The organism is Pseudomonas sp. TWP3-1 (assembly GCF_049896625.1).
Classification (GTDB): Bacteria; Pseudomonadota; Gammaproteobacteria; order Pseudomonadales; family Pseudomonadaceae; genus Aquipseudomonas.
Genome location: NZ_JAFCUQ010000011.1, coordinates 195,016 through 204,131 on the forward strand (window position 1 = coordinate 195,016; position 9,116 = coordinate 204,131).

A 9,116-nucleotide genomic window follows, 5' to 3' on the forward strand; every position below is an offset into this window, starting at 1 on the left:
ATCGATCAATTGCGGCTTACACCCAGCAGCACCGGGGCAAACAATGGGGTAAGTCGGGCGCTGCCGACATCCGAGAGATGATCCTCATCTTTGTACTGCGAATGACCATTGACCTCGATGCTGCAGATGCCGGCCGGGCACATCAGCGGCGTCGGATCGATCACGTGCACACCAGGGTCGGCGGCGCTCATGGAGTCGAACAAGGTCGCGAGGAAGTGCTGGCGCGCCAGATGCTCCTCGAGTGGACGCCCCAAACCTTCGGCTGAGCGTCCGACCCGCGCCAGGCTGGTCAGGCGACTGATGATGCCCTTGCGCTGCAACGGCACCTCTTTGAACAGCCAGACTTGCGCGCCGGCCTCGCGCAACGCCGCGACCCGCGCCTTGAGCGCGGCAGCCATGCGCTGCTCGGCTTGAGCGGTGTCGTCGTGGGAGTTGAGCAAAACCTTCTTGTCGCCGTCTTCGCGGCCGTACACGTACAGGCTCCAGTTGGACGCCAGCACCACATCCTTGATCCCGAGGCTGCGCACGCGCTCCATTGTTTGCTCGTTGAAATCCTTGCAGCGCTGACGCGGATCATCGCTGAGGATCGGCGGGCAGGCGCTCATGCTGAACAACCATACCGGGCGCCCTTCGCGCCGGGCATTGTTCTCGATGGCCGGCAACAACGCGGCCGCATGGCTATCGCCCCAGAAAGCCTGCGTGGCAGGCAAATCCTGCTTGCCACCGACCAGACACGCCTTGTCCAGCGACTTGTCGGAGGTGACCAGCATGCATTTCATCTGCCCGGCCTTCCATTCCCGCGACTGCGCGTATTCCAGCGCCTTGCCGGTCAGACGCCCGGGAACACCGTCGGCCGAGCGAATCGCCGACCCGGTTACGGCGAGCACGACAACCGCCGCCAGACCGCCAGTCAAGACTGCGCGGCGACCGGCGAGCAGGCGCTTTTCACGGAACGGCAATTCAACGTAACGCAGGCTCAGCCAAGCCAGGCCCAGCGCCAGCGCGATCCAGCCGACCGCCTCCAGCGGCTGGATGCCGTCGATCGAAATCGCATTGGCGTATACGTAGATCGGCCAGTGCCACAGATACAGCGAGTACGACAGCAAGCCGACCCACACCAGCGCACGCATGCTCAGCAAGCGTGCGGTCAAGGTCGGCCCTTGCGCACCCGACCAGATCAGCGCGGTAGTACCGAGCACCGGCAGCAACGCCGCCCAGCCCGGGAACACCGTGCCTTTGTCAAAAGTGAACACCGCCGTCAACACCGCCGCGAGGCCTGCCAGACCGACGAATTGCGGCAGCCACGGCCGCAGCGCCTGTTTCGGCGCGGGCGTCACTGCGAGCATCGCCCCGCAAAGCAATTCCCAGGCGCGAGTCGGCAACGAGAAAAACGCGAAGTCCGGCTTGCGCTCGATGTAGCCAATGTTCAGCCCGAACGACACCAGCAGCACGGCAAACAACATCCAGCGCCAATGCCGGATGTAGCGCATGAGCACCACCATCAGCAGCGGGAAGAAAATGTAGTACTGCTCCTCCACCGCCAGCGACCAGGTGTGCAGCAGCGGTTTCAGATCAGACGCAGGCTGAAAATAGCCGTCCTCGCGCATGAACAGAATGTTCGAGATGAACAGCGACTGATAGCGAACCGTGCGCCCGAGCTCGGAGAAATCCTTGGCGGTCAGCAACAGCCAGCCGAGCATCAGGGTCACGACCAGCACCACGGTCAGCGCCGGCAGGATGCGCCGCGCCCGACGGGCCCAGAAATCGATGAAACTGAAGCGCTGTGCGCTGATTTCGCGGAACAGGATGCTGGTGATCAGAAAACCGGAGATGACGAAAAACACGTCAACGCCGACAAAGCCACCGCTGAACGCGCTGAAGCCGAAGTGAAACAGTACGACCGGAATGACTGCCAGGGCGCGCAAGCCGTCGATATCACGGCGATTGCCAAACGTATGCATGGGAAACCTTGTCCGCTCGGGTACAAATCCATTGAAAAGGGGCAATCACCCGCGACACTGAATGCCGGTGTGAATGGCAGTCGGTCAATAGAGAGTGGAGAAGGCGCCCCATTAAGTGGGCGCAAGTTTACAGCACGACACTTATCAATCCAGATACAAATAATTGCACGCAAAAAAAAGGCGCCCCGATCGGGGCGCCTTTCCTTTGAACAGACTGCGTGTTACTTGCGCTTCATCGACAAGAAGAACTCGTCGTTGGTCTTGGTCGTTTTCAGCTTGTCGATCAAGAACTCGATGGCGGCAACTTCGTCCATCGGGTGCAGCAACTTGCGCAGAATCCACATGCGTTGCAGTTCGTCATCAGCGGTCAGCAACTCTTCACGGCGGGTGCCGGAACGGTTGATGTTGATGGCCGGGAACACACGCTTCTCGGCGATCTTGCGATCCAGAGGCAGTTCCATGTTGCCGGTGCCTTTGAATTCTTCGTAGATCACTTCGTCCATTTTCGAGCCGGTTTCAACCAGCGCGGTGGCGATAATGGTCAGCGAGCCGCCTTCTTCGATGTTCCGCGCGGCGCCGAAGAAACGTTTCGGTTTCTCCAGGGCGTGGGCATCGACACCACCGGTGAGGACCTTGCCGGAGCTCGGGATCACGGTGTTGTAAGCACGGGCCAGACGGGTGATGGAGTCGAGCAGGATCACCACGTCTTTCTTGTGCTCGACCAGGCGCTTGGCCTTCTCGATCACCATTTCAGCCACTTGCACGTGACGGGTCGGCGGCTCGTCGAAGGTCGAGGCAACCACTTCGCCGCGCACGGTGCGCTGCATTTCGGTCACTTCTTCCGGACGCTCGTCGATCAACAGCACGATCAGATGAACTTCAGGGTTGTTACGGGCGATGTTCGCCGCGATGTTCTGCAGCATGATCGTCTTGCCGGCTTTCGGCGGTGCAACGATCAGACCACGCTGGCCTTTGCCGATCGGGGCGCACAGGTCGATCACTCGACCGGTCAAGTCTTCGGTGGAACCGTTACCGGCTTCCATCTTCATGCGCACAGTCGGGAACAGCGGGGTCAGGTTCTCGAAGAGAATCTTGTTTTTCGCGTTCTCGGGACGATCGAAGTTGATCGTGTCGACCTTGAGCAGTGCGAAATACCGCTCGCCTTCCTTCGGAGGGCGGATCTTGCCAACGATGGTGTCACCGGTGCGCAAGTTGAAGCGGCGGATCTGGCTTGGCGAGACGTAGATATCGTCCGGGCCGGCCAGGTAGGAAGCGTCTGCGGAGCGCAGGAAGCCGAAGCCGTCCTGGAGAATCTCCAGCACGCCATCACCGGAGATTTCCTCACCGCTTTTAGCGTGCTTTTTGAGCAGGGAGAAAATCACGTCCTGCTTGCGCGAACGGGCCATATTTTCTATGCCCATTTCTTCGGCCAGTTGGAGCAGGTCGGTAATCGGCTTTTGCTTGAGTTCAGTCAGATTCATATAGGAATGACGTAATCATTTATGGAGGGGGGGAAATTAAGCTTTTGGCTTAATGAGGCCGCGCCGCGGAGAAGGCGACAGGATCGCGTACTTATTCGAAAAGGAGTGCGTCGGCGACGGCTAGCAGGGGGCAATGGAGAAACCAGTGCGGGGCCGAATGTACCACCTGAATTTCGGAGCGTCTAGCCCTGAATACGCAAAAAGCCCCGCAATTTGCGGGGCTTTTTTAATGGCAATTTACAGCGACGCTTAGATGTTGGCGTCGAGGAAAGCCGCCAGTTGCGACTTCGACAGCGCGCCAACCTTGGTCGCTTCGACGTTGCCGTTCTTGAACAGCATCAGGGTCGGGATACCACGCACGCCGTGCTTGGCCGGGGTTTCCTGGTTTTCGTCGATGTTCAGTTTGGCGACGGTCAGCTTGCCTTTGTAAGTCTCGGCAATCTCGTCCAGAACCGGAGCGATCATTTTGCAAGGGCCGCACCATTCAGCCCAGTAGTCGACCAGTACAGCGCCTTCGGCCTTGAGTACGTCGGCTTCGAAGCTGGCGTCGCTAACGTGTTTGATCAGATCGCTGCTCATGGAATTCTCCAGGTTGTAAGCAAAAAAACGTGGCCCATCATAGCCGCCCTTCCCTTGTTCAGGAAGCTGCAGATGATTGAGTCTTGCTATGGTGCCCTATCAGTTTGGGTATAGCTCAAGTCACACACTGACGGGGACGATGCGGCTGATCCCGGTGCGCAAAATGGCACCGCGAATACAACTCTGCCTCAATTTAGCGCAGCGACTCCGACCGGCAACCTCGACCAAACCCGTTAAAACCAGGGCCTGTTGTGGCCATTCCGTCTTATTGGCACGCCACATGCTCTGTCCGATCGCAGAAATCACTTCCCGCCGATCCGGAGTTTTGCCATGTCCACGCGTTCCAGCGCCCTGCTCGCTGCCCTGTTTACCAGCCTGATGCTCAGCCAGATCCCCGCCCACGCCGATGGTCTGGAGGACGTGGTCAAACGCGGCACGCTGAAAGTCGCCGTGCCACAGGACTTCCCGCCCTTCGGCTCGGTCGGCCCGGACATGAAGCCACGCGGCCTCGATATCGATACGGCGAAACTGCTGGCCGACCAGTTGAAGGTCAAACTCGAACTGACCCCGGTCAACAGCACCAACCGCATCCCGTTCCTCACCACCGGCAAAGTCGATCTGGTGATTTCCAGCCTCGGCAAGAACCCGGAGCGCGAGAAAGTCATCGACTTCTCCCGCGCCTATGCACCGTTCTACCTCGCCGTATTCGGACCGCCAGATGCCGCGATCAGCACCCTTGACGATCTCAAGGGCAAAACCATCAGCGTCACCCGTGGCGCAATCGAAGACATCGAACTGAGCAAAGTCGCTCCCGAAGGCGCGACCATCAAGCGCTTCGAAGACAATAATTCGACCATCGCCGCCTACCTCGCAGGCCAGGTCGATCTGATCGCCAGCGGCAACGTGGTGATGGTCGCGATCAGCGAGAAGAACCCGAAACGCGTGCCGGCGCTGAAAGTGAAGCTCAAGGATTCGCCGGTCTACGTCGGTGTGAACAAGAACGAGCCGGCGCTGCTGGGCAAGGTCAACGACATCCTGAATACCGCCAAGACCGATGGCGCCTTGGAGAAAAACGCACAAACCTGGCTGAAAGAGCCGCTGCCGGCCGATCTCTGATCGGGCGCGCTGGAGACTCTTTATGGCTTATCAGTTCGATTTCCTGCCGGTGGTGCAAAACACCGACCTGCTGCTGCGCGGTGCGCTGTTCACCCTTGAGCTGACGGCCATCGGTGCACTGTTCGGCGTGAGCCTGGGCATCGTCGGGGCGCTGGTGCGGGCGTGGAACATCCGCCCGTTCGCGGCGATCTTTGGCGTATACGTCGAGTTGATCCGCAACACGCCTTTTCTGGTGCAGTTGTTCTTCATCTTCTTCGGCCTGCCGTCGCTCGGCGTGCAGATTTCCGAGTGGCAGGCCGCCGTGTTGGCGATGGTGATCAACCTCGGCGCGTACTCGACCGAGATCATCCGTGCCGGCATCCAGGCGATTCCGCGCGGGCAACTGGAAGCCGCTGCGGCGTTGGCGATGACGCGTTTCGAAGCGTTCCGCCATGTGATCTTGCTGCCGGCGCTGGGCAAGGTCTGGCCGGCGCTGAGCAGCCAGATCATCATCGTCATGCTCGGTTCGGCGGTGTGTTCGCAGATCGCCACCGAAGAACTGAGCTTCGCCGCCAACTTCATTCAATCGCGCAACTTCCGTGCATTTGAAACCTACGCGCTCACCACCCTCATCTATCTGTGCATGGCGTTGCTGATCCGTCAGTTATTGAACTGGTTCGGCCGGCGCTTCATTGCAAGGAGTAGCCAATGAGCGATTTCACGTTCTGGGACATCCTGCGCAATCTGCTCACTGGCCTGCAATGGACGCTGGCGCTGTCGCTGGTGGCGTTTATCGGCGGCGGGCTGGTCGGGTTGCTGATCATGGTCATGCGCATCTCGAAAAATGCCCTGTCGCGCCATATCGCGCGCACCTGGATCGAGCTGTTTCAGGGCACGCCGTTGTTGATGCAGTTGTTTCTGGTGTTCTTCGGCGTGGCGCTGGCCGGGATTGAAATCTCACCATGGATGGCGGCGGCGATTGCGCTGACGTTGTTCACCAGCGCGTATCTGGCGGAGATCTGGCGCGGTTGCGTCGAGGCTATCCCGCATGGACAGTGGGAAGCCTCGTCGAGCCTGGCGCTGAATCCGCTGGAGCAACTGCGCTACGTGATCCTGCCGCAAGCGCTACGGATTGCCGTGGCGCCGACCGTGGGTTTCTCGGTGCAAGTGGTCAAGGGCACGGCGGTGACCTCGATCATCGGCTTCACCGAACTGACCAAAACCGGCGGCATGCTCGCCAACGCCACGTTCGAACCGTTCATGGTCTACGGCCTCGTCGCCGCCGGCTATTTCCTCCTGTGTTTCCCTTTGTCCCTCAGTGCGCGCTACCTGGAAAGGAGACTGCATGCCTCTGCTTAGAATTTCCGCCCTGCATAAATACTACGGCGACCACCACGTACTCAAAGGCATCGACCTGAGCGTTGAGGAAGGCCAGGTGGTGGCGATCATCGGCCGCAGCGGCTCGGGCAAATCAACCTTGCTGCGCACACTGAATGGTCTGGAATCGATCAACGACGGCGTCATCGAAGTCGACGGCGAATACCTCGACGCCGCGCGCGCTGACCTGCGCAGCCTGCGGCAGAAAGTCGGCATGGTGTTCCAGCAATTCAACCTGTTCCCGCACCTGACCGTCGGCGAGAATGTGATGCTCGCGCCGCAAGTGGTGCAGAAAGTACCGAAAACCAAGGCAGCCGAACTGGCGCGGCAGATGCTGGAGCGGGTTGGCCTCGGCGAGAAGTTTGATGCGTTCCCGGATCGGCTCTCCGGTGGCCAGCAGCAACGGGTGGCGATTGCCCGAGCCTTGGCGATGTCGCCGAAAGTGCTGCTGTGCGACGAGATCACCTCGGCGCTCGACCCGGAGCTGGTCAACGAAGTGCTCAGCGTGGTGCGGCAACTGGCGAATGAAGGCATGACGCTGATCATGGTCACCCATGAAATGCGCTTCGCCCGCGAAGTCGGGGACAAACTGGTGTTCATGCACCATGGCAAGGTGCATGAGGTGGGGGATCCGAAGGTGTTGTTTGCCAATCCGCAGACGGCGGAGCTGGCGAATTTCATTGGCACGGTCGAGGCGACAGCCTGAAGGATCTCCGGGGCTGTTCTGGCCTCATCGCGGGCTCCCACAGGGTTCTGTGGCGGGACTGGGTTTTGTGCTCGACGCGAAAACCTGTGGGAGCGGCGGTGCGACGATTCGACTTGCCCGCGATTGACCGCGCAGCGGTCACCCTCACTCTTGTGCTGAATCAAGGGTTTGAACCATGCGCGTTGGCGCCAGCCGTTGATCGTGGCACGATGTCGGGGTTATCGACCGAGACCCCCTGACCATGCCCCAGAACCAAGCCAAGAATCTGTCCCTGATCGCCGCAATCGACCTGGGCTCCAACAGCTTCCATATGGTCGTGGCCAAGGCCCAGAACGGCGAAATCCGTATTCTCGAGCGGCTGGGAGAGAAGGTGCAACTGGCCGCCGGCATCGACGATGCGCGTCAGCTCAGCGAAGAATCGATGCAGCGCGGCCTCGACTGCCTCAAGCGCTTTGCCCAACTGATCAACGGTATGCCGCTGGGCGCCGTACGCATCGTCGGCACCAACGCCCTGCGTGAAGCGCGCAACCGTGGCGAATTCATCCGCCGCGCCGAAGAAATCCTCGGCCACCCGGTGGAAGTCATCTCCGGCCGTGAAGAAGCACGCCTGATCTACCTCGGCGTCTCGCACACCCTCGCCGACACGCCGGGCAAGCGCCTGGTCGCCGACATTGGCGGCGGCAGTACCGAGTTCATCATTGGCCAGCGCTTCGAGCCGCTGCTGCGCGAAAGCCTGCAAATGGGCTGCGTCAGCTTCACCCAGCGCTACTTCAAGGACGGCAAGATCACCCCGGCGCGCTATGCCCAGGCGTACACGGCAGCGCGGCTGGAGATCATGAGCATCGAACACGCCCTGCATCGCCTGACCTGGGATGAAGCCATCGGCTCCTCCGGCACCATTCGCGCCATTGGCCTCGCGCTGAAGGCTGGCGGCCACGGCACTGGCGAGGTGAATGCCGAAGGCCTGGCATGGCTCAAGCGCAAGCTGTTCAAACTCGGCGAGACCGACAAGATTGATTTCGAAGGCATCAAGCCTGATCGTCGCGCAATCTTTCCGGCCGGCCTGGCGATTCTCGAAGCGATTTTCGACGCTCTCGAACTGCAACGGATGGACCATTGCGAAGGCGCCCTGCGTGAAGGCGTGCTGTACGACCTGCTAGGCCGTCATCACCACGAAGACGTGCGCGAGCGCACCCTCAGCTCTCTGATGGAGCGCTACCACGTCGATCTGGAACAGGCGGCGCGAGTCGAACGCAAAGCACTGCATGCGTTTGATCAGGTGGCGGTGGACTGGGAACTGGACGACGGCATCTGGCGCGAACTGCTGGGCTGGGCGGCGAAAGTCCACGAAGTCGGGCTGGATATTGCGCACTACCAATATCACAAGCACGGCGCCTACCTGATCGAGCACTCGGATCTGGCTGGCTTCTCGCGTGAAGATCAGCAGATGTTGGCGCTGCTGGTGCGCGGGCATCGACGCAATATTCCGAAGGACAAGTTTGCTGACTTCGGTGAGGACGGCGACAAGCTGATCCGCCTGTGCGTGCTGCTGCGCTTTGCGATTCTGTTCCACCATATTCGCGGGACGCAGGCGATGCCGCAGGTGGTGTTGCATGCGAAGGGCAACACCCTGGACGTGGAATTCCCGGAGAACTGGCTGGATGAGAATCAGCTGACTCAGGCGGATTTCGGGCTTGAGGCGGATTGGCTGACGCGGGTGGGGATTGTTCTCAACGTGCATTGAGTTTTGGATGGATCGAGTAGGAGGCGGATTTACATCCGCCGTCCTCTCACACCGCCGTACGTACGGATCCGTATACGGCGGTTCAAGCTATGCGGCTAAGCCGGTTTATCGTATCCAGTACCGAGACCAACCCAAGTTGATCCCATAGCTTCTTCGGCAGCGCCTGATTCATA

At 60.1% G+C, this 9,116-nt stretch carries 8 protein-coding genes and 1 pseudogene; 5 read left to right on the plus strand and 4 right to left on the minus strand.

Annotation, left to right across the window (positions count from 1 at the left end):
• Positions 1 to 5: 5 nt before the first annotated feature.
• The 3 genes from ACP7BN_RS16935 to trxA all read right to left on the minus strand — a co-directional run bounded on the left by ACP7BN_RS16935 (position 6) and on the right by trxA (position 4,021).
• A complete protein-coding gene (locus tag ACP7BN_RS16935) occupies positions 6 to 1,961 on the minus strand; it encodes an acyltransferase family protein (RefSeq protein WP_426205332.1) in 1,956 nt (651 codons plus the stop codon).
• A gap of 221 nt (positions 1,962 to 2,182) precedes the next feature.
• Positions 2,183 to 3,442: a transcription termination factor Rho gene (gene rho / locus ACP7BN_RS16940; RefSeq protein ID WP_150604770.1), complete on the minus strand. Its 1,260-nt coding sequence runs from the start codon at positions 3,440 to 3,442 to the stop codon at positions 2,183 to 2,185.
• A gap of 249 nt (positions 3,443 to 3,691) precedes the next feature.
• The gene (trxA, locus tag ACP7BN_RS16945) at positions 3,692 to 4,021 is read right to left on the minus strand and encodes a thioredoxin TrxA (protein ID WP_003206727.1); all 330 of its coding nucleotides are present in this window, start codon (positions 4,019 to 4,021) and stop codon (positions 3,692 to 3,694) included.
• A 330-nt stretch (positions 4,022 to 4,351) separates the two neighbouring features.
• Here trxA and ACP7BN_RS16950 point away from each other — a divergent pair, with 330 nt between their 5' ends.
• The 5 genes from ACP7BN_RS16950 to ppx all read left to right on the plus strand — a co-directional run bounded on the left by ACP7BN_RS16950 (position 4,352) and on the right by ppx (position 8,943).
• Positions 4,352 to 5,137, plus strand: coding sequence for a transporter substrate-binding domain-containing protein (locus tag ACP7BN_RS16950; RefSeq protein ID WP_426205333.1), 786 nt, complete (start codon positions 4,352 to 4,354; stop codon positions 5,135 to 5,137).
• Positions 5,138 to 5,159: 22 nt separating this feature from the next.
• On the plus strand, positions 5,160 to 5,828 hold the full coding sequence (locus tag ACP7BN_RS16955; RefSeq protein WP_420647464.1) for an amino acid ABC transporter permease: 669 nt from the start codon (positions 5,160 to 5,162) through the stop codon (positions 5,826 to 5,828).
• On the plus strand, positions 5,825 to 6,475 hold the full coding sequence (locus tag ACP7BN_RS16960; protein WP_426205334.1) for an amino acid ABC transporter permease: 651 nt from the start codon (positions 5,825 to 5,827) through the stop codon (positions 6,473 to 6,475). The genes ACP7BN_RS16955 and ACP7BN_RS16960 overlap by 4 nt, the downstream gene beginning before the upstream one ends.
• The gene (locus tag ACP7BN_RS16965; protein ID WP_426205335.1) at positions 6,462 to 7,199 is read left to right on the plus strand and encodes an amino acid ABC transporter ATP-binding protein; all 738 of its coding nucleotides are present in this window, start codon (positions 6,462 to 6,464) and stop codon (positions 7,197 to 7,199) included. The genes ACP7BN_RS16960 and ACP7BN_RS16965 overlap by 14 nt, the downstream gene beginning before the upstream one ends.
• A gap of 241 nt (positions 7,200 to 7,440) precedes the next feature.
• A complete protein-coding gene (ppx, locus tag ACP7BN_RS16970) occupies positions 7,441 to 8,943 on the plus strand; it encodes an exopolyphosphatase (protein ID WP_426205336.1) in 1,503 nt (500 codons plus the stop codon).
• A gap of 82 nt (positions 8,944 to 9,025) precedes the next feature.
• On the opposite strand, the pseudogene ACP7BN_RS16975 reads toward ppx, so the two are convergent.
• Positions 9,026 to 9,116: pseudogene (locus ACP7BN_RS16975) on the minus strand (group II intron maturase-specific domain-containing protein); the annotation flags it as partial.

Coding starts and splice junctions, on each gene's coding strand:
- ACP7BN_RS16935 (WP_426205332.1), bottom strand. CDS start 1,961: ATGCATACGTTTGGCAATCGCCGTGATATCGACGGCTTGCGCGCCCTG.
- rho (WP_150604770.1), bottom strand. CDS start 3,442: ATGAATCTGACTGAACTCAAGCAAAAGCCGATTACCGACCTGCTCCAA.
- trxA (WP_003206727.1), bottom strand. CDS start 4,021: ATGAGCAGCGATCTGATCAAACACGTTAGCGACGCCAGCTTCGAAGCC.
- ACP7BN_RS16950 (WP_426205333.1), top strand. CDS start 4,352: ATGTCCACGCGTTCCAGCGCCCTGCTCGCTGCCCTGTTTACCAGCCTG.
- ACP7BN_RS16955 (WP_420647464.1), top strand. CDS start 5,160: ATGGCTTATCAGTTCGATTTCCTGCCGGTGGTGCAAAACACCGACCTG.
- ACP7BN_RS16960 (WP_426205334.1), top strand. CDS start 5,825: ATGAGCGATTTCACGTTCTGGGACATCCTGCGCAATCTGCTCACTGGC.
- ACP7BN_RS16965 (WP_426205335.1), top strand. CDS start 6,462: ATGCCTCTGCTTAGAATTTCCGCCCTGCATAAATACTACGGCGACCAC.
- ppx (WP_426205336.1), top strand. CDS start 7,441: ATGCCCCAGAACCAAGCCAAGAATCTGTCCCTGATCGCCGCAATCGAC.